Here is a 23,886-nt window from a genome sequence, read left to right on the forward strand (position 1 = left end):
AGTGTCAGAGAGCTGGACCAGCGTGGAAGGACGTCAACAGCATCGCTCGGCTGCGGGTCGTGTGTCGATGCATCGACACCGTCATGTTTCGCATCGATGTGGCAGCACAGAGCCGTGTGGCAGTCGCTGCCGTGCAAGACTTGGGTCTCGGGCTGCGATGCGTGCATCGCCGAATGGACATGGGTCACGTCCATTTGGTTACTTGCGGTGTGCGCGAGGCTCATTGCCTGGTGGCCGCTGTGATCATGATGAACTGCAGCTGCTGTGCCGGCCATAGCCATGACTCCGGGCATAACCAACGCAATGCATAGGCTGAGCACGGTTGCGAACCGCAGGAAATATGAGACACCTGACACCATTGTGACGCTGACGTAGCTTTGTTCACAGGGTGCGGCAAGAACTTCGCGCGAGAAGATTTGTATCGGAATGTAAAGTTGACGGCGGGAAAAGGCCCACGGTAGTCGGAGTAGCGCATGATTATTTAGTCAACGAAGTTGGTCCCTTAGCGAAATGGATGCAAAAAAGCGGTCGACCCTTCTCACGATAGCCGCCATCGGCATTGGCTATGTTGCTTTGAGGAACCTCCCTGCCTTGTTGCCGGAAACGCTGGAGCTCGAACCTCTCGATCAACCGGCTGGATTTAGAAAGTACGTTGCGGGCGAAACGTCGGGCGGGTTTGACCCCTTTGTGGGTTTGGGCACCACGCAGAGTGCCGACGTGACAGCGCAGAAAGCTGCGGCGTTGAAGAGAGTGTCAGCAGACCTGTGTGATGCACTCTATGGTGAACTGAACGCTACGGCATCTATCGTGCCGCTCGCCTCTTTCTCAGATTACTATTGTCCGTTCTGCCGGGTGCAGACAAAGCGCCTGGCGGGCATGACAAAGAACATGCCAGACCAGGTGGCCGTTGCATGGCACGAGCTTCCGCTGCTCGGCGACAGTTCGAACCTGGCCGCCAAGGCCGCGTTGGCGGCCAAACGACAAGGGGCTTATGTCACGTTCCATGAGCGATTGATGACGACCCCGTTTCAGGCATCAGAGGAGTATCTCGTCCGCTTGTCGGATGATCTCGGTGTCGACAGCGCACAGTTGATCGCCGACATGAACAGCGCCGCGATTGCGCGAGAACTCGAAAACAGCGCGGCCCTTGCCCGTGTGTTTGCCTTTGTCGGGACACCGGCGCTCGTGATCGGCCGCACCGTCGTCCAAGGCCAGATCAGCGATAAGATGATCCGACAAATCATCGATCTCGAACGCGAGGAGGGTTGGGATATTGCCTGTCGTTCAGCATAATGCGGTGTCGGCGCGGTCTTTCTCGCGACCCGCCGTAGGCGGCGCACTCTGGGTGCAAGATGCATAGACGGCGTTTCCTGCTTTTGTCATCGGCTTTGACCCTCGCCCCGCGACTGTCTGCGGCTGCGACCCGGACGGTCTGGTCTGCGCCTGAGGCGGCTGCCGCACTGGCAGATGGCGACATCTTCTTGATCGATGTCAGATCCCGCCCGGAGTGGCAGGACACAGGCCTCGCTGAAGGGGCCTGGCCAATCAGCATGCATGAAGACCGTTTCGAGGAGCGGCTCTTTGCGGCGCGGGACCTCTCACACACAAGGCCCGTCGCTCTGATTTGCGCAACCGGAGGCCGCAGCGCTCGGCTGTTGGCCGCCCTCACACGGGCCGGATATGCAGGCTTCATCGACGTCTCGGAAGGCATGCTTGGCTCACGTAGAGGCCCGGGTTGGATTGCACGCGGTTTGCCAACAACCGATCTTAGCATGGCGCTCACCCATTTGCCTGCCTCGTTGCGCTGAGCATGCGAGAGCGCTTTCATATCGGCAGGTGGATCCTGATCCTGACTGTCATTTGGCTCGGCGGCTTACCGGGACAGCCCGCCTCAGCGGCAGAATCAGAGATGTTTTCAAACCCCGCCGTTACAGCGCGGCTGATTTCGGCAGAGGATGGAATTGCCCCGGACGCCGCCTCCGTTTCGCTTGGATTGGCCCTGGAATTTGGGGAGGGATGGAAGGGATATTGGCGAACGCCTGGAGAGGTTGGGCTGGCTCCTGCCCTCGATTGGGCCGGGTCCTCGAATCTCAGCTCCGTGGACATCCTCTGGCCCGCACCGGAGCGCTATGAGGCCTTCGGGATCGAGAATTTCGGCTATGCCAATCAGGTTGCCCTGCCGCTCCGCGCGACCTTGGAGACAGCGGGTGAAGCGCTCAACTTGCGCGCTCGGGTTTCCTTGCTCACTTGTTCAGACGTTTGCGTGCCCCACGATTTCGCTTTGTCACTGGCGCTGCCCGAGGGCGTTGGAATCGACACGGGTTCGGCCGATATTATCGCCAGGTTTGTCGACCGCGTTCCGCTGGGTCCTGAAGATAGCGACATCCGGATCTCTAGTGCGGCCATTGACGATCAAGCATCCGCGCTGACTGTGACCGCAGAGAGCACACGCGCATTCCGGGACGTTGATGTCTTTCCGGAGTTCGGCCCGCTCGTCACTTTCGGCAAGCCGGATATCCGCCTCAACCAAGACCGAACGGAACTCTGGGCGCAAATCCCGATCAATGCCTGGTCCGAGGAACATCCAGCCCCTTTGATCACGATCACGGATACGGCGCGCGCGGTGACGTCCCCCGTATTGCTCACCACGGAGGCCCCTGCCCCTCCCTACGTCATTGCTGGTGCGCAGGCAGGTCTTCTCAAGCTGATTGCCGTGGCTGGCATTGCTTTTCTGGGAGGATTGATCCTGAATGTGATGCCCTGCGTTTTGCCAGTTCTGTCGATCAAGCTCGCCTCCGTGCTCAAAGCATCCGGCCAATCGCGGGACATCACCCGCAAAGGATTTCTGGTGTCCGCCTTCGGTGTTCTGACATTCGTTTGGGGTCTAGCGGCGGTCTTGCTGGCGCTCCAATGGGTTGGAGTCTCGATCGGCTGGGGCATGCAGTTTCAGAACCCCATTTTCGTGAGTCTCATGTTTGTCGTGATCGTAATCTTCGCGGCAAACCTCTTCGGTGCTTTTGAAATAGCCTTGCCGCAGGCCGTGCAGGACCGCTTGGGAGCCGGCAGCGCAGGATCTGGATACGCGGCGGATTTCGGCACAGGTTTCCTCGCTGCTGTCCTTGCAACGCCTTGCTCCGCACCCTTCCTCGGGACTGCGATCACCTTCGCCCTCGCAGGGACACCCCTGGACGTTGCCGTGATTTTCACGGCCCTCGGCCTTGGATTGGCCCTCCCCTATCTGGTGATCGCCGCACGCCCCGAATGGGTCTATCTTCTGCCCCGGCCGGGCCGCTGGATGCTCTTTGTCAGAGCCGGTCTCGGCTGTCTTTTGTTGGCGACGGCAATCTGGCTCCTGTTCGTTCTGGTCGGCGTGGCAGGCGCGCTTGCGGCCGCGGGGGTGTTTGCAGCAACTGCAGCCTTGGTCTTGGGCGCCTCTGTGCAGTGGCCAAAGCCGATGTTGCGCCGCGTGTTCCTGACGATCTCCTTTCTGGGTGCGGTCCTGAGCGCCGGCCTGATCGCATCGCCCGAGCGTCCGGACGCGACGGCGAATGCGCCATCACATTGGCAAGCCTTCGAAGTTCAGAACATCGCCCGGCATGTTTCCGAAGGACGTGTCGTGTTCGTGGATGTCACGGCTGACTGGTGCCTGACATGCAAAGCCAACAAATCCCTGGTGCTTGACAGAAGTCCTGTGCTGGACCGCTTGCGGGATGGGACGGTGATTGCCATGCAAGCGGACTGGACCCGCCCAGACGATACCATCTCGCGGTTTCTTGAGCGGCACAATCGCTATGGAATCCCGTTCAATATTGTATTCGGTCCCGGTGCCCCTTCGGGCATCGCGCTGTCAGAAGTGCTGACCCCGGCTTCGGTTCTCGACGCGTTGGACGCTGCCGCGACCCGCAGCATCGCTTCGGATTAGAAATGGGATGCAAGTGTTACATCCGCTTCAAAACCATCCGAACGCCCGCGCGGGCATCCAGAGGCCCATGAAGATCATCATCAAGTTCTCCGTGAGCGAGACGAACCCCAGAGGCACGTTCGACGCCCCGCCAACGCAGGCGCATTTGAGCTCCCGTTTATCGATGTAGACGGCCTTGAAGACGGACACCGCGCCGATCGTGCCGATAAAGAGCGCTATCGGCGCGCTGATCCAGACCAAAGCGCCCGCGACCATGAGAACACCCGCAATGGCCTCGCCGAACGGGTAGACATAACCGTAGCGCACCCAGCGTTGGGCGAGCAGATCGTAGTTCAGGAACATGGTGGAGAAGCTCTCGATATCCTGAAGTTTCTGGACCGCCAGAAAGCACATCGAGATCGCAATGAACCACTCGAAGGTGCGCAGCGTGAAAAGGGATCCGAAACTGGCCCAGCTGAGGCCAAGCGCCATCAGAAACGCCATTGAAAAAATCGCGACGACAGGCTGATAGGAAGTGTCGTCCTCCTCGGGCACATCTTGTCTGAAGTGCTTGCGCAGGGCTTCATAACCGCCGATCCGCTCGCCATCCATAAAGGTCTGTGGGGTTGTCTCGACCCCGTGTTCCTCCAGGAAAGCATCGGTTTCGGCTCGCGACGTCAGATGGTGATCCTCGACCTCGTAACCTTCGCGCTCCAACAGATCCTTTGATTTCAGACCGTAGGGGCAAAGGTGGTCGTCCATTACCATGCGGTACAGGACCGCCTCTCTGGTCGATTGGGAATTGTCCTTCGGCATAATGTACCCTCCGATCGGTCAGGTTTTGCAGGTCCAGTAGCCCATGAAGCCCACGGCCAGCGCCGGATCACCGCTCAGTTTGAACAGCAGTGTCGCGCCTTCAGCAGAGTCTCCCTCGCCCGGCGTGATGGTCAATTGACCCCCATCGGTGCCAAGTACGCCGCCGTTGGAGATGTCGCCCTCGGCGTCGAACATCACCAGCGAGCCAGAGATTTTCGTCACGCCCTGCCCGCTGCCGTCGGTGGCCAGAATGGGATCGGCGTTGACGGCCCGCACGAAGGTACAGGCGACACTTGACCCGAGAGCTCGGGCGATCTCATCGGTTGACAGAGGTGCTGGCCGAATACCTGCAATGACCGGTGTAGCGACCGCCTGTATCAGGCTGTCTATGCTGGCGGGGCCTGCAGACGCACCCAGCGGCCAGTCAGACCCGGCTTCACCGTTTGTCGCAATATCGGCGAGCAAATAGCGCATCTCCGAGATTTCGCGGTTTTGAGCATGCACAATCTCCTTCGCCAGTGCGGCGACCCGTGGATCTGTGATTTCCGCCCGTTCACTGGTCATGATCGCGATGGAATGGTGCGGGATCATCGCGCTCATCCAGCTTTCGTCCTGTACGGTTTCCTGGCTTCGAACCAGCCACAGGGCACCGGCAAACAGAACGGCCGACCCGGCAAAGATTGCAGTGTTGACGGTTGTGTTTCGGTACATGCCGAGCATGAAGGTCAACATGACAATTGCCATGGTCGCGCCCATCACAAAGGTCATGTAGAAGCGTGTCTCACTCCAATAGACATGCTCGAATGCGTAGGTGTTCAGGTACATCAACCCGAACATCAAGGCGGTGGAAGTGCCGACCATCGCAAAGAAGCGACCATAGGAGGATTGCGCGTGGTCGTGCGATTTGGCTTTGGCCTCCTCATGGGAATGCTGGGTTTCGAATGTAGGTTCTGACATCGGAATTCCTCTCCTTCACCAAGCGAACAAAGTTCCAGCGCTGGAAGGTTCCCAATCCAAGCTATTTTTTTCGTGTTACTCCGTCGCGCCTGCCAATTCTCCCAAGATCGGGCAATCCGGGCGATGATCACCGTGGCAGGCATCGACGAGGTGCGACAGTGTTTCCCGCATCTCCCGAAGCTGCGCGATCTTGTCATCGATGGCCGACAGATGCTCTTCGGCGATGGCCTTCACCTGAGCACTCTCCCGCGTTTCGTCCTCGTAAAGGCTCAGAAGGACACGGCAATCCTCGATCGAGAACCCGAGCGCCCGGGCGCGACCGAGAAAAGCCAGTTTATGGAGGTCGGTTTCCCGAAACGCGCGGTATCCGTTGTCGCTTCTTTGCGGCCTGATCAGGCCGATATCCTCGTAGTATCGGATGGTTCTTGGTGGAATGCCGGACCGGTCCGCAACTTCTCCAATATTCATGTCCTTGCCCTCCTATTCAGCAGGTTGCGATTGCGTTTCGATCCGCGGCGCAGGGGGGGTCGCCTCTTCGCGCATCGCGGGGGTGATGCGGCGCAGACGCAGGGCGTTTGTCAGAACCGAAACAGAGGATAGGGCCATGGCACCCGCCGCAAAGACCGGCGACAGAAGCAGCCCAAAGGCCGGGTAAAGAACGCCTGCGGCGACCGGGATCAGCGCGACATTGTAGCCAAAGGCCCAGACCAGGTTCTGGCGGATGTTCGTCATGGTCCGTTTCGAGACCTCGACAGCATTCACCACACCGCGCAGGTCCCCTGACATCAGCACAACATCCGCGGATTCGATGGCAACGTCGGTGCCTGTGCCGATGGCAATGCCGACATCGGCGTGCGCCAGGGCCGGCGCGTCGTTGATCCCGTCGCCCACGAACGCGATCTTTCGGTCCCCGGCCCGCAAATCATCGAGCGCGGCCACCTTGCCATCGGGCAGGACCCCGGCAATCACGTGATCGATCCCGGTCTCACGCGCGATGGCCTCGGCAGTTTCCTGTTTGTCGCCGGTAATCATCGCAACTTTGAAACCGCGATCATGCAGGGCGGCAATGGCCTCCTGGCTCGCGCGCTTCACAGGGTCCGCGACAGCGATCACCGCCGCCAGTTCGCCGTCTATGGCCGCATAGAGCGCGGTCCGACCGCGGCTTGCAAGATCCTTTTCCCTATCCATCAGCGCGGCGATCTCGATCCCTTCGCGGCGCATGTAACGATCCGCACCGACCAAGACCTCTTGGCCCTCGACTGTCGCGGCAACACCGTAACCCGTGACAGACCGAAAGCCCGTCGCAGAAGGCACAGCAACACCGTCGCTTTGCGCGCCGCGGAGAATGGCCTCAGCAATCGGGTGTTCGGACTGTGCTTCGACGGAGGCAATCAGGCCGAGAACGCGCTTCCGATCGAAGCCGTCTGCCACGATCACATCGGTAAGGGTCGGCTGGCCTTCGGTGACGGTCCCGGTCTTGTCGAGCGCGACGACATCGACCTCTGACAGCGCTTGAAGCGCATCACCCTTGCGAAAGAGCACCCCCATTTCCGCCGCGCGGCCGGTGCCCACCATGATCGATGTCGGCGTGGCCAACCCCATGGCGCAGGGACAGGCAATGATCAGAACGGACACACCGGCCACCAGTGCAAAGGTAAGCGCGGGGTCAGGTCCGACGGTCAGCCACACAAGAACCGTCAATGCCGACAAGACCATGACAGCCGGGACGAACCACAGCGTCACACGATCCACAAGGCCCTGGATGGGCAGTTTGGCCCCCTGCGCTTCTTCGACCATGCGGATGATCTGCGCGAGCGTTGTGTCCGCCCCGACCCGGACCGCTTGGAAGGTCAAGCTGCCGGTCCCGTTGACGGTGCCGCCCGTGACGTTTGCCCCCGCGGATTTAGCAACGGGGACCGGTTCGCCCGTGATCATGCTTTCATCGACGTTGCTGGACCCCTCGGTCACCGCGCCATCCACCGGGATCCGCTCTCCGGGGCGCACAAGGATCACGTCGCCAACAGCCAAGGCATCGACATCCACTTCCTCTGCCGCTCCGTTCCGAATGACACGGGCGGTGCGCACCTGCAGACCCAGAAGCGCCTGAATGGCGGCTCCGGTACGACCTTTCGCACGCGCCTCCAGCCAGCGTCCGACCAGGATGAGAACGACGATCACGGCCGCAGCCTCGAAATAGACCGCACGCACGCCTTCGGGCAGAAGCGCTGGCAAGAAGGTGGCAACCACGGAATAGACCCATGCGGCCCCCGTGCCGACAGCCACGAGACTGTTCATGTCAGGCGCACCCCGAAAGAGTGCTGGGACGCCTTTCGTGTAGAAATGACGCCCCGGCCCGAACAGGACGATCGTTGTGAGAAGGAACTGAATGATCCAGGAGGTCTGCGTCCCGATGCTGCGCTCGATCACCATGTGAAAGGCAGGTACAAGATGCGCGCCCATCTCGAGGATGAAGACCGGGAGGGTGAGCACCGCTGCAAGCAGGACATTGCGCCGCAGTCCGTCCGCCTCTTCCGCCTTGCGTTCCACCCGGGATTGGCTGGCGTTTGCTTCTGCAATCTCCGCCGGGTAGCCGATGGCCGCGGAGGCCGCCATGAGGTCCCCGGGCGATACTGTCCCTTCGAGATACTCGACCATCGCCGTCTCGGCGGCCAGATTCACAGTGACCGACACCACACCGGGAAGGTCGGCAAGCGCCTTGTCCACCCGTCCCACGCAGGACGCACAAGACATGGACGCGATGTTCAGGGTGATCTTCGCCGTCCGGGCCGGATAGCCCAGTGTTTTCAACGCTTCCGCAGCCTTGGTCAGATGAGCTGGCGTCTCGACAGACAGGCGCGCAGTTTCAGAGGCAAGATTGACGGTGACGCCGGCCACGCCCTCCAACCCAGACAAAGCCTTTTCAACACGGCCCACGCAGGAGGCACAGGTCATGCCCTCTATGCTCAGCGTTTTCTGGTGTCTTTCGGTCATGGCGGTTCACCTCAATTCGAGCTTCAAGGCGAATGTAGGGCTTCCAGTCACTGGAAGCTCAAGGGCAATTCACAAAAACCTTCAGCCACCCGTGTGAAGGGAGCATAACCTGTCTGTAACCAGCTGTTTCCAAATGAAATGTATCGGAATGTAAACTTGCTGGCCCGCCCGCTTGTCAGATATCAGAGGGCTCGGAGGTCCAACCATGCACGCCCAAAAGACACAAAATTACGGAACCGGAACCAAAATCATGCATGCCGGGATGTGGATCTGCTGCGCGGTCATGGTTCTGCCCCTGCTCGTCTTCTTCGCAGGCGGTGGGACCATCTCGGGGCTCTCCACCAGCCTCGGTGTGCTGGCCCCAATCCTGCTGTGTCTCGCGGCTCATGGGGTGATGTTCCTTTTCATGGGAAAATCCTGTCACGGGACCCGCCAGCCGTCGGATGCGATATCCCCCGAAAAACGCGCGGAGCCCCAGGCGACAGACGCTTGACCTTCCACCTGCTGGAAACCCTAAGCCTCTCCTAACCAAGGAGGGTCATCCATGAAATTCCATGTCCCGGACATGAGTTGCGGTCATTGCACGGCCGCTATCACCCGAGAAATTCTCGCGCTCGACCCGGCGGCGCAGGTTACCCCTGACCTCACCGCCCGAACGGTCGCTGTGGAGACACGCCAGACCGGTAGCGCTGTCGCAAAGGCGATCGAGGCGGCTGGCTACAGCACACACCCGGTCTGATCCTATTGCTTGGCCGCGCGGGCTTCTTCCGTCAGCCGGATCATCTGGTCCGCGTCGATGACACCTGGAACCAGCGCATCGCCGATCACGAAGGACGGCGTCCCGTTAAAGCCAAGGTCGCGGCTCATCTCCATCGATGCAGAGATATGGGCGTCAATCTCAGGCGCCTGCATGTCGCGACGGAGTTGGGCGATATCGAGCCCGACCTCTTCGGCCACGCGGATGACGCTCGCCTCTTCCGCGCGGCCCTGCATCCCCATCAAGGCCCAGTGGAATTCCTCGTACTTGCCCTGTTCGCGCGCGGCCAGCGCGGCGCGGGCAGCAAAGACCGACCCCTCGCCGAGGATCGGCCACTCCCGGTAGACCAGTTTGACGTTCGGATCTTCGGCGAGCAGCGCTTCGATCTCTGGTTTCACGCGGCGGCAATAGGGACAGTTGTAGTCGAAGAACTCGACCACGGTCACATCGCCATCCGGGTTGCCGAGGACCGGCGCGTTCGGATCGTTCTCCAGAACATCCCGGTTGTCAGACAACACGCTTGCCGCCGCTGCCGCCTGGCGCTGCTGTTCGCGTTGTTCGATGATCTGAACCGCCTCGAGCACAATCTCGGGGTTCTCGCGAATGGCCTCGAGCACCAGCTCTTTCACCCTGTCCTCACTCAGCGTGTCAGCCTGCGCGGCCAGTGGCAGTGTCACTATGGCGAGTATCGCCATCACCTTGGTGATTTGCATTCTAATTCTCCCTGCTGCGCGTCTCGCCTTCCGTCCGCACAGCTTGCATGTCCTGAATCCGTTCGGGCCAGGTTGATTTGATGTACCCCAGGATGTTCCAGATTTCCTGATCGCTCAGTTGATCCCCGAAGCCGGGCATCCCGCTGTCGAAGTCCATGCCCTGCGCCGCCATGACAGCGCGTCCCCCGAGCTTGGTGTAGTCAAACAGAAGCTGGTCCCCGTGGTGCCAGGTATGCCCGGTCTCGTCATGCGGCGGCGCGGGCAATCGCCCGTCTTCGCCCGGGCTACGCCAGTCCGGCTGACCCTCGAGATTGGCACCGTGGCAGGCCGCACAGGTCTCGGCATAGAGCGCTTTTCCGGCGACAATGTCGATGTCTTCGGGCATGACGCCGCGCTCGGACTCGGCAGCTGCGCCGGTCCAGACATAGATCCCTGCCCCGAGGAGAAGCAGCAGTCCAATGCCCAGGGAGAGCGTAGCCCGGGTCACGCCACATCGACCCAGGTCATCATGCCCGAGGCCGCGTGCGAGAGCATGTGGCAATGCAGCAGCCATTTGCCGGGATTGTCCGCGACAAAGGCAATGTCCCGAACCTCGCCGCGCTGAAGCAGCGTGGTGTCTCTCAGAGCTCCGAGGCTTCCGTCAGCTGCAATCTCGTGGAAATGCATGCCATGCAGGTGCATCGCGTGCGGGAAGGAGGTGTCGTTGGTGATCTTGATCCGGACCGTTTCGCCCCGTGAAAGAGATGCCAATGGAGAGCCGTCCATGCCCCCAACCGATCCGTTGAAGGCCCAGAATTGCCCGGCTTGCATCATGTCGCGCATCGATGACATCCGACCGCCCATCATCGCGCCTCGCATGCCACCCATGGCCCCACCTTCCATGCGCAAAGCGATGTCTCTCGCTTCGGCCAGATCCGGCACAGGAACAGGATTCGGTGGCAATGCCAGCGGCGCTGCGCGGCGCGCGCGCGTGCCATCTGATCGCACCTCGAAGGCCACTTGAGAGAAACTCTCGTCACGGTCGAACTGTACGATATGCCCGGCGCCACCCACCTCTGCGACGACATCGACAATCAGATCGATGCGTTGGGCGGGGGCGAGAAGAAAAGTCCCGTCAATCGGCTGTGGCTGACCCAAAGGCATGCCGTCCAAGGCAACAATCCAGCCGTCGAGCCCGTCCAGCCCCAGTTGAAACACCCGTGCATTGGCAGCGTTGATCAGTCTCAGCCTCAGCCGGTCGTGCCGCGCCACGTCGCGCGACAGGTTATAGCGCCCATTCGTGGTGATGTAGTTCCCGAGCCGGCCTGCATGACTGAGATCATGCATGGCCCCGAAGGTGTCCGGAATCTGTGCGGTCTCGGGATCGATCAACCAATCATCGAGGATAAGGACCTCCTCATGATCGATGTCGAGCGCGTCGGGCTCCTCCACGATCAGCGCTCCGTGCAGTCCACGGGCGACCTGCTCAAACGACCGGTTATGGGAATGGTACCAGTAGGTGCCGGCGTCGGGGGCCACGAAGTCATACTCAAAGCTCTCTCCCGGAGGGATCGCATCCTGCGTCAGGCCCGCCACGCCATCCATGGCGTTCTCAATGCGAATGCCATGCCAATGAACCGAGGTCGGCGCCGGCAGGTCATTGACGATCCGCCGGGTTACCCGAGCCCCTTGTGCAATTCTGATTTCCGGGCCGGGGGCGTGCCCTTCGAAGCCCCATACCGTTGTCTTTTCATATTGCTCCGGCAGCAATTGGAGATCGGTGACGCTGGCTCTCAGCGTCACCAATGTCGTCTGTGCGGACAGGGCCTGCGGCAACACCGCCAAACCGGCGGCACTCATTTTGAGAAAGTCACGTTTTGTCAGGCTCATGTGGGCACCGTAAGAACTGAAGTGAAGATGGCTGTTGCGAATAGAATGACGCCAACGCAGAGCCATTCCAAGGAAATCGACTTTGACAGTTGCGGGCCGACGCCGGGATCACCCCGTTGAAGAGCCGGTACGAGACGCACCTTATTGAGTGCTGCCAAAGCCAACAGCAATGCCACAGCGGCAAGCTTTGCCAAAAGCCACAGACCGTAGCCGGTTCCGAACAGGGCTGAGACGGATCCCACCAGGCGCCAGGTCATGATCGCGCCGGCAACGACGAGGAGCGGAACGGCGACAGCGGCGATCTGGCCAAAGCGATGCCCGAGGGCTGCGGCGTCACCCAAAGTGTCCGCGGACCGCGAGAGGCGGCTGAGTGGAAGGAAGATGCCAATCCAGAATGCCGCGGCAATGAGATGCGCAAACAAGACACTCTGAAACCACAGCCGATCCTGGCTCGCCACATGACCGATCTCGCAAAAGCTCCAGATCGCGACAGCGCCGCCGACCGCAGCGACCCATAGCCAACGCCCGCCGATCGCAGCGCCGAGAACAAGTGTCCCCAGACCGAGGAGCCGGAACAGCAAAGCCTCTCCGGGTGGGGTCTGCCATAGAAGTGCCAGAATGGACGGATCGACCATGCCGGAGACGTCATCCATGAGCACCGCACCCCGGACGGCAAATCCTAAGGCGGCCATTGCCACCGCCAGTGTGGCAAAGCCAATGGCCCAAATGCGCGCTGCGCGATCGAGTGCCGACATCTGGTCGGCGAGAACAAGTCGACAGAGGATAAGGCCTCCGCTCGCGAGGACCCCGAGGTAGAGGAAGAACTTGGTGGCAATCGCGGCCAGTCCCCAGAGATCTGGCACGCCTCACTTCACCTCGAAGGAAAAACTACCGGTCATGGGATGTCCATCGACGCCCAGACCGCGCCACTCGATCTGGTAGAGACCGGATCCCATCGGCACGAGCGGCAAGGAGAATTCTTTCACGAAGCCTGATTGTGCGCCGAGGTCGAGCGTTTCGACCTGGGTGCCCGCATGGGTCATTTCGACTTTCGTCAAACGCATCCCGTCGTTGAACCGCATCTCGAGTGTCTCGGGCACGTTTTCCAGGACCGCGCCATCGGCAGGCGTCATGCTTTCTTTTTCCGAATGCGCCAGGGCGTTCGTTCCAATCATGGCCAGAAAAACGGCAATTCCTAGTATTTGCTTCACGCGACTATCCTTCACTTGTTTGCCTGCTCAGTTTATCCCATTCGCCCGCTGCAATTCCCGCACATAGGCCACGATCATCTTTACATCCCCATCCGTCACGCCCTCCACGGGTGGCATGTTTCCAAAGCGCCAATGATGTGCCCGAACGCCGTTCTTCGCCGCCAGCAGGAAAGCACCGTCTCCGTGATGGCTGGGTTCATAGATCTTGTGCACCAATGGTGGGGCGACACCGTCCTGACCAGCGGCATTCGTACCATGACACACTGCGCATTTGGCCTCATAGGCCAATTTGCCGACCTGTGCGTTGGTCGAGAGAGTTTCTGGCAGAACAACCTGGACCATCGGTGCGCCGCCCGCACTGACGTCGCCGGAAGCTCGCTCTACAGCGTCGTCGCCCGGCCCTGTCCACAAAAAGCCGACGGTCAGAATCGCCACGATCGCCAATGCAATGACGCTGTATCGCCCCATCAGATCAATTTGACCTGAGTGCCAACCGGGGTCCGATCAAAAACCTCGATGATGTGCTCATTGTAAAGACCGATGCAGCCGCTCGAAGAGCGTCGGCCGATCTTGCGCGTGTCATGTGTCCCGTGAATGCGGTAATACTGCCATGTCAGATGCAGCGACCGCACTCCAAGCGGATTGTCCGGACCCGGCGGCATGTAGGCCGGCAAAGTTGGGTCGCGCTCGCGCATGGAGGGTGTCGGCGTCCAATCGGGTTCCGGGTCCTTGAAGATGATTTCCGTATATCCCCGGCGCGTGAGTTCATCCGTCATCGGAACAGAAGTTGGATAGACAAACATGGTGCCATCCGCCGTCCACTGCTGGAGCGCGCGCGAAATGGTGTCCGCGATGATGATGCCTTTGCCCAGAGTATCGAAATGATCCTGCCAATTATGGGTGCGGAAGCTCGACGCGTTGCGGCGCACGGGCGCCAACGTTTCGGCGCGCAGCAAAGATGGCGCACACAGCATCGCAGTGCCGAGGCCGCCGGCAAAGTGGCGGCGCGAGAGTAACGATCGGTTTCCTGCCTTCATGGGACTGCCTCTTTTCCATGTCGAACGCTTTGTTTTCTATCGAACTCTGGGAAGTGGCGGAATGCGATCAGCCCCGGAAAATTGTAAGGTTATGTATCAATGGTGAGAGACACGAATTGCGAAACGGTCTGGGTCAGCCTGCTTGGCGGCGGGCAAACCCGTCTGTCGCGAGAGCGTCTGAACTCCGGGATACGGATGTCTCAGGACGCGCGATGGGCAGAGAGACGCGCGCCCGGAGACCGCCCTCGGCGCGATTCGACAGCGCGATCGATCCTCCATGTTGCAGCACGATGCTGCGCGCGATCGAAAGTCCCAAGCCATGACCGCCGGTTTCCAGGGAGCGCGATTGCTCAAGCCGCAGAAACGGCTGAAACACGTCATCAATATCAGCCTCCGGGATGCCCGGCCCCTGATCGTCGATGATGATGTCGATGCTGTCATCGGTCATCTCCCACGAGAGTGCAGGATCACGCCCATAGCGCAGCGCATTGTCGATGAGATTGCGCAAGGCGCGCCGCAGCGCCTTTGGCTTGATCTGCAGCCGGGCGTCCGGCCCGGCCACCAGGTCAAGCGCGTCACGGGTCTCGCCATGAAGCGTCAGCAGATATGTGCTGATGTCGACCTCCTCCAGCGCTTCATCCTGCCCGACACCGCGCGCGTAGGCGAGCGTGGCTTCCACCATGTCCTGCATCTCGTCGAGCGACGCGGAGATCCCTTCTTTGGTTTCGGGATCGTCGACCAGCTCGGCGCGCACGCGCAGCGCTGTGAGCGGAGATCTGAGATCATGGGCCAGCGCTGCCAGCATCTGCGTGCGGTCGGACACAAAGCGCGCCAGCCGCGCCTGCATGTCATTGAAGGCGGCCGACAGGTCCCGGACTTCGCGCGGGCCCGTTGGCGCGATCGGCTCATGCCCGCCGCCGCGCCCCAAAACCTCCGCGGCCCGGGCAAGATCGTTCAGGGGGCGGGTCAGGCGTGTCAGCAGAAACCAGAAGATGGCAAGCAGCAGCACGGCGACGGTGAGGGCGAAAGAGAGCGTGGATGCCCAGGACCACTGGATCGGCGGGCGCTCGAACCGCGTGCCGACATTGAGCCACTGCCCGCCCTCAATGGCGATCGAGAGCTCCATTTCGATTGCAGCCAGAGTGCCTTGCATCATTTCGGCATGCATCTCGGCCATTTCCGGCGACAGGTTCGGCAAGGGCAGCAGCCCCTGTTCGATCTCATGCACTTCGACCCGGATGTCCCGGCTGTATCCATCGTTCAGGAGCGCGCGAACCCGTGCCTCGATGGCCCCGTTCTGGTCATGATGCGTATGGGTCACTTCGGGCGTGTCGCTCAACGCAAAGCGCACCAAGGGAGAAGTGGCCGCCGCTACGATCTCGTCATGCAGATCCAGCGGGGCTTCCTCGATCAGCCGTGCCACATTGGCCGCCCGCCCGGCCGCTTCACTGCCGATGGCGGCCTGCACGGCCAGCGAACGCTCATCGACAAAGAGCCACAGACCCACGCTTTGCGCGACAAACAAGACCGACACCACCAGGAGCGCGATCTGTGTGCGAAACCCCATCCGCATCACGCCTCGATCTCCACATCGGCGTTCAGACAATAGCCGCCGTTGCGCACCGTCGAGATGATGCGCGGGCGCAGGACATCAGGTTCGATCTTGCGGCGCAGTCGCGACACCTGATTGTCGATCGTCCGGTCCAGCGGTCCCGCCATACGACCGGCACTCAAAGCGAGAAGATCGTCTCTGCTGATGACCATCCGGGGGCGTTCGAGAAACACTGTCAGGAGCTTGGCTTCGGCCGTGGTCAGCGCCGTGGTCCCCCCATCGGGCGTCACGACATGGCGGGCATCGTGGTCGAATTTGATATCCGCGAACCAGGCTGTCTTGCCCGCAAAAGACCCGCCATGCGGCGGCACCGCGTCACCAGCGCGCCGCAGGATCGCGTTGATCCGGGCCAGCAGTTCGCGCGGATTGAAGGGTTTGGAAAGGTAATCGTCGGCCCCGGTGTCGAGCCCCTTGATCCGGTCGTCATCCTCGCCGAGGGCCGTCAGCATCAGGATCGGGATCGTCTGGCGCTCCTGTCGCAATCTGGCGCATGCCGCAATCCCATCCTCCCCCGGCATCATGATGTCGAGCACGATGAGATCGATGGCGTCCCGGGCAAGCTGGGCATCCATCTCTTCTGTGTCGCTGACGCCTGTGGCACGCAGCCCGTTTTTCTCAAGATAGCGCGTCACCGACCGACGAATTTCAGCGTGATCATCAACCACCAGGATATGGGCCTGAGATGACATCAGCAGTCCGCCCCGGGAGATTGGGGTTTTTTCGGCGTCACGGCCGTCGAATGATAATCACGCGTCATAAGAGGCAGAATAGGTTGATCTTTCGGGAAAGACCCGAACTTCCTTTGTCGCAAAATGTATCAATTGGCTCCCGGGTTGTTGACCCTCCAGTTGCTGGAAGCCCCATGTGGGCACGCATGATAGAACTCCCCTTTGATACCGCGTCCCCCTGTGTAGATCGGACCTTAACGTACCCTGCGGGGCGGCTTGCGCGTTTGATCTCTGGTCACTTGGATGCCTGGTTCGCCGCCTTCCTGTTCTCTTTTTGTGAGGGATAAGCCGTGCTGGCTCGGTTCCTCCTTCTTGTGATTGTCCTTGCGTTGGGTGTTTTTCTGTTTGCGCCGGACCTCTTGGATGGATCCTTCGACTGGCCGGACCGCGACAGGTTGCAGGCCTGGATCGATGCCGCAGGAATATTCGGGCCGCTCCTTGTCGTTACGCTGATGGGTTTGGCCATCGTGGCAAGCCCCCTGCCCTCAGCGCCGATCGCGCTGGCCGCAGGCGCCGCGTACGGTCACACCTTCGGGACGATCCTTGTGGTTCTCGGCGCGGAGTTCGGGGCGATCGCCGCATTCCTGCTCGCCCGACGTCTGGGCCGCCCCTTTGTGGAACGTCAATTCGGGTTGAAAGAGACACCGGGCCTATTGGGATCACAAAACATGCTGACACTCATTGTCTTCGCCAGTCGGCTGGTGCCGTTCCTTTCCTTCGATCTGATCAGCTACGCCGCGGGTCTCAGTCCGTTGCATCTGTGGCGCTTCGCCTTGGCCACACTGGCCGGGATCGTTCCGGCCAGTTTCCTCCTGGCGCACTTGGGCAGTGCCGCGATGAACGGCGATGCCCGCACCGCCACCTGGACCGCGCTCGCCCTTGGCGGTGCCACCGCCCTCTCGTTGCTCTTTGCGCTATTGCGCGAACGACAAACCCCTCGAAAGGAGAGCTGATATGGCCTCTCACGCGCATTCCGGGCACATGCCGAGTTCCGGCAAGGCCCTTGTGATTTCTGCCTGGCTCACCGGGGTCTATTTCGTGATTGAACTGGCCGTGGGGCTCTGGACCGGCTCGATCGCCGTGCTGTCGGATGCGTTTCACACCCTGTCGGCGGTTGGTGGCGTTCTGGTGGCCATCATCGCGCAGCGCATTGCGCGCCGCCCCGCTGATCCGGCGCGGAGTTTCGGCTGGTACCGCGCCGAGATCATCGGGGCACTGGTGAATGGCGGCTTTCTTCTCGGAATGGCGCTACTGGTGATCTGGATGGGCGCGATGCGGCTCGGGAATCCGATTCACCTGGCCACGGGTCCGATGCTCTGGGTCGCCTTCGGAGGCCTGGTCACCGAGGTGATCTCGCTGGGGCTCATGTGGCAATCGAGCAAGGACGATCTGAATGCCCGTGGTGCGCTCTGGCACATCATCCAGACCTTTGTCGGCAGCCTCCTGATCATCGTCACCGCTCTCGTGATCGAGTTCACCGGCTTTCTGGCGATTGACCCGATCCTCGGCATGGCGTTCGGGGTGGTTCTCCTCTGGGCCTCCGTCGGCGTCATCAAGGAAGCGGTCTACATTCTCATGGAAGGCACGCCAGAGGGAACGGATCTCGAGGCTGTGACGGCGGACCTGCGCGGCCAGGACGGGGTTCTGGACGTTCACCATGTGCATGCCTGGACGCTGACCAGCGGCAAACACGCATTTTCTGCCCATATCCGCCATGGTGAGCCCGCAGAGGCCGCGGACCTGCTGAACCGGGCCTATCATCGACTGACGGAACAATATGGGTTTCACATGGTCACGCTGCAGCTCGAAACCGCGTGTCTCGACGAGCGCCACGCACGGGATCTCGATGTGACGCTCCCGGACAGCCAACGCGTGTCGCCCGCCGCCGCCGATAGCCATGCCGCCCATGCAGACCCGCTCGACAGCGCGGCGCAGGACGCTAGACTCCCTGACAACTCCTAGAGGACCTCCGAATGAAACGACGCACATTTTTGATGACAGGCGCAGCAGCCACCCTGGCGTTCCCAGTTGTCGCTGACACGGCACCCCTTCTGAAGGTGCTCAAAACGCCCACCTGTGGATGCTGCGCCGCCTGGGTGGATCATGTCCGGCAAGCGGGGTTCGCGGTCGAGGCGCAGGACGTCGATCAGGATCAACTTTGGGCGTTCAAAGACCGGCTGCAAATCGCACCAGAGCTTGCTGGATGCCATACGGCGGTCGTGGGCGACTATTTCGTCGAGGGCCACGTGCCTGCCGCTGACATCAAGCGGCTGCTGGCAGAGCAACCGATGGCGCGCGGGTTGACGGTTCCCGGCATGCCGATGAGTTCGCCCGGCATGGGCGGTCCCGGGGCAGGTGACACTTTTGATACCTTGCTTGTCGGCTCCGACGGGGTGACCTCCGTCTTCGCCAGCCACAGCTGATCGGGTCATGGGGGCAGGTGATAAATCCCGCGGGTCGGGTTTGTGACCCGCCCGTCCTGCACGAGCTTTCGCAGCGCCCTGTAGGTCGCCTCATGGCTTAGCTGTAACCGGGCGGCGAACTCGATCACGGAGCCGTCGAGCAGGCCCGCGACCAACCCCGCCATGACCCGGTCCTCTGCGCGCTGAATGCCGACGATCTCGAGCATCTGTCGTTGCGCCTGTATCTGTTGAGCTGCACGGCGGCCATAGGTGCGCGCAAACTCCGGCTCCGCAAAGGCGGCCAAGACGGCAGCCTTGTCGATCCGGATCAGCGCTCCGACCTCAACACAGACCGCATCGCAATGATAGACCTCTGAAAACACCGAAGCTTCGGCAAAGCTTGTCCCGGCTTGGGCACGGTGAATGATGAACCGCTCGCCATTTGGGCCGACCCTTTCGAGATGCACGCGCCCGGTTTGCACGACATAGAGACCGTGGGTGGGGTCACCTTGATGAAACACCACATCGCCAATCGCGCCGGAAACTGGGCGCAGGGCTGAGCTCGGGATAAGATCATAGGGATTTGGCAACATATGATTGAAATCATATTGCGATGCGCCCGCCCCTGCTAGCGTAAACATGACACCACCCCATTGAAGGACCCGTCCATGCGTCTCTTGCCCCTCCTCCTTGCCATAGTGATGGCCGCACCCGTGGCCGCGCAGCACGCTCATTCCGCGACTGGCCATGACATGGGTGCACCGCAGGAAACCGGGCAATCGGCCTTTGCCGCCCTGGCGGAAATCGTTGCGATCCTTCAAGCCGATCCCGAGACGGACTGGGAGCGGGTCGATATCGACGGATTGCGCCGCCATCTGGTCGATATGGACCTTCTGACCCAGGAGGCGGTGGTCACCCGCACCCTGCGGCCGGAAGGGGCCCGGTTCGAGATTCGGGGCACCACCCGTGTTCTCGAGGCCATCCGCGCCATGGTGCCCGCCCATGCGCCCTTTCTCGCGGCTGAATCCGGCTGGGACGTTGTGACAGAGGATCTCGAAGATGGGGTGGCGCTCAGTGTCGATGGCGATGCCGCGCAGATTCAGGGACTTGGCTTTTTTGGCCTGATGACCATCGGGGCGCATCACCAGGAGCATCACCTCATGATGGCAAAAGGCGCAGCCCCACACCATTAATGCGCCGACACGGCTTGTTTGTTGATCCGTAGAGAGGTGCACTGACAAAACGTTACATCTCGCGTGTTGACCTTCCAGCGCTGGAGACGCGCACACATGCCCGGTGATGGAAGCGTCAGAGGATACCGCGCGCAGGGATTTCCTGTATTATGCAACGGCCGGGGCGGGGGTCGTGGCCGCAGGGGCTGCGCTCTGGCCACTGGTGAACCAGATGAACCCCTCCGCCGATGTCCGCGCCTTGGCACAGATTACTGTTGATATTTCCGATCTCGCGCCCGGAACGCAATTGACCGTCAACTGGCGCGGAAAACCTGTCTTTATCCGTCATCGCACAGAGGCGGAGATCGCTCAGGCTCAGGCAGAGGCGGTCTCTGACCTGCCCGACAGCCAGGCGCGCAACCCCAATCTGCCCGACGATGCACTGGCAAGCGATGAGAATCGCGCCATTGCGGGTCATGAGGCTTATCTGGTGATGATCGGTGTCTGTACCCATCTGGGCTGTGTCCCTCTGGGGGATGGGGCGGGGGATTTCGGGGGTTGGTTCTGCCCCTGTCATGGCTCGCATTACGATGCGGCCGGGCGCATTCGCAAAGGTCCGGCACCTGAAAACCTGCATATTCCGGACTTGTCGCTCTCAGAGGAGATGGTGCTGACTTTGGGCTGACGCAGAGCGTCTCCTGGTCGATCCCATCGGGCCCGCCGCCGGGATCGGCGGCCAGGCTCTAGGGCGGAAACGCCCCGGAGCCAATCCTGTCTCCGCCCAGACGGGTGACGATCCTTCGGGCACCAGAACACGGAGATCGCGGGCAGACCCGCGATCACGGGATCAACGGACAGGCGCGCCGCCGCGTTGCTCTGGCCCGCCTGGCGGGTTTTCCATGTTTTAGACCGCCTGACATCCGGATGTCGGCGGAAACAGGGGCTCTGGTGCCGCTGGCGCGTCAGCCTCCACCGGAGAAATCCGGTGCCTCCCAGAGGCTTTGCCCCCGGGTCCCTCCCGATTTCTTCGCTCCGGCCCCCTGTGTCCCGCCGCCAACCGGCCGCAGGTCGGGCGCTGCCCTTCCCTGCTCTGCCCTTCGGAAGACGCGGGGGTCTTCCGAACGTCAGAGACAGCGATGGCCCCCGCCCAAGGCGGCAAAAGGGCCAGAGATGAAAAAACCCATGCCGCGTTCACCACGAAGGAAAGGAGCGAGACCATGGGCCTCGACCAATATGCCTATCGCAAAACGCCCGAGACCGGAGAGGAAGGCGACAGCCCCGCCTTCGTCTGGCGCAAGCATGCCAAGCTGCAGACATTCATGGAACATCTCTACACCGCCCGCACCGGGTTGGACGCCTCCAACCTCAATTGCGGCGAGTTGCGCCTTGAAGCGGCGGATATCGACCGGCTGGAAACCGCTACCAAGGCAGGCACCTTGCCCGTCTGCGCAGGCGGTGGCTCCGCCTGTTCGCGCCTGAATTGGTCCCCCAGACCAATTCCGGGACGGCTCTCACTCTATGGCCATCAGTTTCAGGACGAACAGGCCGAGGCTTACCGCACGCATGATCTCGCCTTCTGCGCTTGGGCGCGGGCCGAAATGCAGGCCGGATCGACAGTGATCTATTCCTGCTGGTGGTAGCGCCCGACCTCCCTGCCCTTCCGTCAACACCACGCCACCGTGCAGCGGTGCGCTACGCGCCGCTGGCCCCCTTCCCAATCCCATCACAGGAGACCCTGCCCATGACCAAGCAAGACCCCCTCCCCACTGAGACCAGTGTGATCGAACAGGTGCCGCTCGACAGCCTTACGCTTTCGGACCTCAATCCGCGCAAAACCGTTTCCGAGGCGCATATCGACACGCTTGCGGCCAGTATCGCCCGCTTCGGCCTAATCCAGAATCTCGCAGGTCTGCGCCAACCCGATGGGCGCGTCGAGATCGTCGCGGGCGGATGCCGCCTGCGGGCACTGCAACAGATCGCGGCCAAGGCCGAAACACCGAGCCCCGCCACGGTCCCCGTGCGCCTCACCGAGGACCCGGAGGAAGCCGCCGTCTGGGCCAGTGCCGAAAACGCGGCGCGCGAAGCCCTGACCCCGGCGGACGAAATCCGCGCCTTCGGCGCGATGGCGGCCAAAGGGGCGAGCGTGGCGGATATCGCGCTGGCCTTCGCCGTGGGCGAGGCCCGCGTCTACCAGCGATTGGCGCTGGCCGCCCTGCCCCAACCGGTGCTCGACGCCTTGGCGGCAGGCGAGATCACCCTAGGCGCGGCCAAGGCCTTCACCCTATCGCAGGACGCGGCCCTGACACAAAAGCTTCTGGACCAGATCAAGGACCAGCCGATCTCGGAGGCGCAGTTGAAATCCGCCCTCAACCCCGATGCCGTCAGCAGCAGCGACCGGCGCGCGCGCTTCGTCGGTCAGGAGGCCTATGAAGCGGCTGGCGGCAGCCTCACCCGCGATCTCTTCTCGGATGCGGTCTATTTCGCCGATCCGGGTCTGCTCGACGATCTCTTTGCCAAGGCGCTCGAGGCCGAACGCACCGCATTGGTCGAGGAAGCAGGCTGGCTCTGGGCCGAGACCAAACCCGAGCCGTGGCTCAATTATTACGAGATCGACCAGGCCAAGCTGGCCCGGGTCTATCCTGTCGCGGGCGATCTGACCGAAGACGAGGCCGAAGACTACGATACACTGGCCGAGATGTGTGAGGCCGGGGTGCTCGACGCCACAGGGGAGGCCCGTCTCGCCGCGCTGCAAGCCATGCTCGACGGGGATTACACCGACGATCAGAAGGCAGTGTCTGGATGTTTTGTCGTTGTAAATCAATCGGGTAGACCCGAGGTGACCGCAGGTCTGGTGCGCCCCGAGGACAAAACCGCTGCGATCGAAGCAGGGGTTCTGACAGCCCCGGCGCGCCCGGCCCCCGCGCCGAAATCGCCCTATTCGCAGAAACTGACCGCCGATATGCAGGCGATCCGGTTGGCGGCGGTACAGGCCGCGCTCTTGGCCAAACCCGAATTGGTCCTCGACCTTCTGGGGTTCGGTGTGTCCGAGGCGTCGGGCAGCTTCGAGACCGTCTTCGGTCTGCGGCTGGAGCGTCCAAGCAATGTGCCGAGTGTGGAGGACGGGTTTGCCCGTGAGCCGCGTCTCGATCACGGGATCGGTGCGACGGCCTATTGGTCGGAGGGCACGCGGGTCGAGGACCTCACGGAGGCCTTCAACGCGTTTCGCGCGGAGGGAAAGAAGGCGCGGAACGCGCATATCACCGAGGCCATCGCCCGCAGCCTGCCCTATCAGGCGGGAGGGGACGCGTTTTTCGACCAGATCGCGGCGGAGGCCGGGGCCGATATCCGCAAGCACTGGACCCCCACGGCGGAGAATTTCTTTGCGCGGGTGTCGGCAGACCATCTGACGGAATTGCTCTGCGCCTTCCTTGACTGCGATGCCCGTGACGCGCGGGTCATGGCCTTCGGCAAACTCAAGAAGGCGGAGAAAGCCGAAAAGATGGAGAAGCTGATCGCCGATCCTGTCACGCAAAAACTCATGGGTCTGACCTCCGAGCAGAAAGAAAACCTGGCGGTCTGGGTCCCGGACTGCCTCTGAGCCTTCCTTCGTGGGAAGACCACCTGGCCTCGCCGCGTGCGGGGTCCTTTTTTGTCCGGGTGCGGGCGCAGGACTGGCAGGGGCTCAAAATTGTCCGGCGGCGGGGCAGAGGACAAGCCCCC

The 23,886-nt window shown here is 61.6% G+C and carries 26 protein-coding genes; 12 read left to right on the forward strand and 14 right to left on the reverse strand.

The genetic code is table 11. The annotated features are described in order from the left end of the window. Nucleotides 1–510 precede the first annotated feature (510 nt). From ACP15U_RS20260 to ACP15U_RS20270, 3 genes are all read left to right on the forward strand, one after another. Nucleotides 511–1,293: a DsbA family protein gene (locus ACP15U_RS20260; RefSeq protein ID WP_425046823.1), complete on the forward strand. Its 783-nt coding sequence runs from the start codon at nt 511–513 to the stop codon at nt 1,291–1,293. A gap of 59 nt (nt 1,294–1,352) precedes the next feature. Further along, the gene (locus ACP15U_RS20265) at nt 1,353–1,808 is read left to right on the forward strand and encodes a rhodanese-like domain-containing protein (RefSeq protein WP_425046824.1); all 456 of its coding nucleotides are present in this window, start codon (nt 1,353–1,355) and stop codon (nt 1,806–1,808) included. 101 nt (nt 1,809–1,909) lie between these two features. Next, nucleotides 1,910–3,922: a protein-disulfide reductase DsbD family protein gene (locus ACP15U_RS20270; RefSeq protein ID WP_425046825.1), complete on the forward strand. Its 2,013-nt coding sequence runs from the start codon at nt 1,910–1,912 to the stop codon at nt 3,920–3,922. Between the two features lie 27 nt (nt 3,923–3,949). Here ACP15U_RS20270 and ACP15U_RS20275 read toward each other — a convergent pair whose 3' ends face one another. The 4 genes from ACP15U_RS20275 to ACP15U_RS20290 all read right to left on the reverse strand — a co-directional run bounded on the left by ACP15U_RS20275 (nt 3,950) and on the right by ACP15U_RS20290 (nt 8,665). After that, the gene (locus ACP15U_RS20275) at nt 3,950–4,717 is read right to left on the reverse strand and encodes a MauE/DoxX family redox-associated membrane protein (RefSeq protein WP_100269118.1); all 768 of its coding nucleotides are present in this window, start codon (nt 4,715–4,717) and stop codon (nt 3,950–3,952) included. Between the two features lie 18 nt (nt 4,718–4,735). After that, nucleotides 4,736–5,674, reverse strand: a complete 939-nt coding sequence (locus ACP15U_RS20280) for a DUF305 domain-containing protein (protein WP_425046826.1) — start codon at nt 5,672–5,674, stop codon at nt 4,736–4,738. A gap of 75 nt (nt 5,675–5,749) precedes the next feature. After that, the gene (gene cueR, locus ACP15U_RS20285) at nt 5,750–6,142 is read right to left on the reverse strand and encodes a Cu(I)-responsive transcriptional regulator (protein WP_425046827.1); all 393 of its coding nucleotides are present in this window, start codon (nt 6,140–6,142) and stop codon (nt 5,750–5,752) included. Between the two features lie 12 nt (nt 6,143–6,154). After that, nucleotides 6,155–8,665 carry a heavy metal translocating P-type ATPase gene (locus tag ACP15U_RS20290; RefSeq protein WP_425046828.1) on the reverse strand — a complete coding sequence of 837 codons (2,511 nt, stop codon included), beginning with the start codon at nt 8,663–8,665 and terminating at the stop codon, nt 6,155–6,157. A 205-nt stretch (nt 8,666–8,870) separates the two neighbouring features. On the opposite strand from ACP15U_RS20290, the gene ACP15U_RS20295 reads away from it, so the two are divergent. After that, on the forward strand, nt 8,871–9,158 hold the full coding sequence (locus ACP15U_RS20295) for a DUF2933 domain-containing protein (RefSeq protein WP_425046829.1): 288 nt from the start codon (nt 8,871–8,873) through the stop codon (nt 9,156–9,158). A gap of 51 nt (nt 9,159–9,209) precedes the next feature. Continuing rightward, a complete protein-coding gene (locus ACP15U_RS20300; protein WP_153217543.1) occupies nt 9,210–9,404 on the forward strand; it encodes a heavy-metal-associated domain-containing protein in 195 nt (64 codons plus the stop codon). Between the two features lie 2 nt (nt 9,405–9,406). Here ACP15U_RS20300 and ACP15U_RS20305 read toward each other — a convergent pair whose 3' ends face one another. The 9 genes from ACP15U_RS20305 to ACP15U_RS20345 all read right to left on the reverse strand — a co-directional run bounded on the left by ACP15U_RS20305 (nt 9,407) and on the right by ACP15U_RS20345 (nt 16,553). Next, nucleotides 9,407–10,135, reverse strand: a complete 729-nt coding sequence (locus tag ACP15U_RS20305) for a DsbA family protein (protein ID WP_299720436.1) — start codon at nt 10,133–10,135, stop codon at nt 9,407–9,409. Nucleotide 10,136: 1 nt separating this feature from the next. Continuing rightward, a complete protein-coding gene (locus ACP15U_RS20310) occupies nt 10,137–10,622 on the reverse strand; it encodes a c-type cytochrome (protein ID WP_425046830.1) in 486 nt (161 codons plus the stop codon). After that, nucleotides 10,619–12,004, reverse strand: coding sequence for a multicopper oxidase family protein (locus ACP15U_RS20315; RefSeq protein ID WP_425046831.1), 1,386 nt, complete (start codon nt 12,002–12,004; stop codon nt 10,619–10,621). Before ACP15U_RS20315 ends, ACP15U_RS20310 begins: the two co-directional genes overlap by 4 nt. Then, the gene (locus tag ACP15U_RS20320) at nt 12,001–12,867 is read right to left on the reverse strand and encodes a copper resistance D family protein (RefSeq protein ID WP_425046832.1); all 867 of its coding nucleotides are present in this window, start codon (nt 12,865–12,867) and stop codon (nt 12,001–12,003) included. Before ACP15U_RS20320 ends, ACP15U_RS20315 begins: the two co-directional genes overlap by 4 nt. Before the next feature lie 3 nt (nt 12,868–12,870). After that, entirely contained in the window at nt 12,871–13,215 is a 345-nt protein-coding gene (locus ACP15U_RS20325; RefSeq protein ID WP_425046833.1) for a copper resistance CopC family protein, read from the reverse strand. A 27-nt stretch (nt 13,216–13,242) separates the two neighbouring features. Next, nucleotides 13,243–13,683, reverse strand: a complete 441-nt coding sequence (locus ACP15U_RS20330; RefSeq protein WP_425046834.1) for a c-type cytochrome — start codon at nt 13,681–13,683, stop codon at nt 13,243–13,245. Further along, a complete protein-coding gene (locus ACP15U_RS20335; RefSeq protein WP_373281690.1) occupies nt 13,683–14,189 on the reverse strand; it encodes a L,D-transpeptidase in 507 nt (168 codons plus the stop codon). The genes ACP15U_RS20330 and ACP15U_RS20335 overlap by 1 nt, the downstream gene beginning before the upstream one ends. A 196-nt stretch (nt 14,190–14,385) precedes the next feature. Then, a complete protein-coding gene (locus ACP15U_RS20340) occupies nt 14,386–15,819 on the reverse strand; it encodes an ATP-binding protein (protein ID WP_425046835.1) in 1,434 nt (477 codons plus the stop codon). A 5-nt stretch (nt 15,820–15,824) separates the two neighbouring features. Then, nucleotides 15,825–16,553, reverse strand: a complete 729-nt coding sequence (locus tag ACP15U_RS20345) for a response regulator (RefSeq protein ID WP_425046836.1) — start codon at nt 16,551–16,553, stop codon at nt 15,825–15,827. A gap of 329 nt (nt 16,554–16,882) precedes the next feature. Between ACP15U_RS20345 and ACP15U_RS20350 the strand changes: the two genes are divergently transcribed. From ACP15U_RS20350 to ACP15U_RS20360, 3 genes are read left to right on the forward strand one after another with little or no spacing between them, the layout of a single operon-like run. Next, on the forward strand, nt 16,883–17,545 hold the full coding sequence (locus tag ACP15U_RS20350; RefSeq protein WP_425046837.1) for a TVP38/TMEM64 family protein: 663 nt from the start codon (nt 16,883–16,885) through the stop codon (nt 17,543–17,545). 1 nt (nt 17,546) lies between these two features. Further along, on the forward strand, nt 17,547–18,554 hold the full coding sequence (locus tag ACP15U_RS20355) for a cation diffusion facilitator family transporter (protein ID WP_425046838.1): 1,008 nt from the start codon (nt 17,547–17,549) through the stop codon (nt 18,552–18,554). 11 nt (nt 18,555–18,565) lie between these two features. Continuing rightward, complete coding sequence (locus ACP15U_RS20360) at nt 18,566–19,015, forward strand: DUF411 domain-containing protein (RefSeq protein ID WP_425046839.1); 450 nt, start codon at nt 18,566–18,568, stop codon at nt 19,013–19,015. Between the two features lie 5 nt (nt 19,016–19,020). On the opposite strand, the gene ACP15U_RS20365 is transcribed toward ACP15U_RS20360, so the two are convergent. Next, nucleotides 19,021–19,635 (reverse strand): Crp/Fnr family transcriptional regulator, encoded by a 615-nt coding sequence (locus tag ACP15U_RS20365; protein ID WP_425046840.1) that lies wholly within the window; start codon nt 19,633–19,635, stop codon nt 19,021–19,023. Nucleotides 19,636–19,662: 27 nt separating this feature from the next. On the opposite strand from ACP15U_RS20365, the gene ACP15U_RS20370 reads away from it, so the two are divergent. The 4 genes from ACP15U_RS20370 (at nt 19,663) to ACP15U_RS20385 (ending at nt 23,764) form a co-directional block, all read left to right on the forward strand. Further along, on the forward strand, nt 19,663–20,187 hold the full coding sequence (locus ACP15U_RS20370; protein WP_425046841.1) for a hypothetical protein: 525 nt from the start codon (nt 19,663–19,665) through the stop codon (nt 20,185–20,187). 106 nt (nt 20,188–20,293) lie between these two features. Continuing rightward, the gene (gene petA / locus ACP15U_RS20375; RefSeq protein ID WP_425046842.1) at nt 20,294–20,851 is read left to right on the forward strand and encodes a ubiquinol-cytochrome c reductase iron-sulfur subunit; all 558 of its coding nucleotides are present in this window, start codon (nt 20,294–20,296) and stop codon (nt 20,849–20,851) included. Between the two features lie 532 nt (nt 20,852–21,383). Next, nucleotides 21,384–21,806 (forward strand): hypothetical protein, encoded by a 423-nt coding sequence (locus ACP15U_RS20380; RefSeq protein WP_425046843.1) that lies wholly within the window; start codon nt 21,384–21,386, stop codon nt 21,804–21,806. A gap of 101 nt (nt 21,807–21,907) precedes the next feature. Next, nucleotides 21,908–23,764, forward strand: coding sequence for a ParB/RepB/Spo0J family partition protein (locus tag ACP15U_RS20385; protein WP_425046844.1), 1,857 nt, complete (start codon nt 21,908–21,910; stop codon nt 23,762–23,764). Nucleotides 23,765–23,886 lie beyond the last annotated feature (122 nt).

The organism is Primorskyibacter sp. S87 (assembly GCF_049801055.1).
Taxonomy (GTDB): domain Bacteria; phylum Pseudomonadota; class Alphaproteobacteria; order Rhodobacterales; family Rhodobacteraceae; genus JBNAGF01.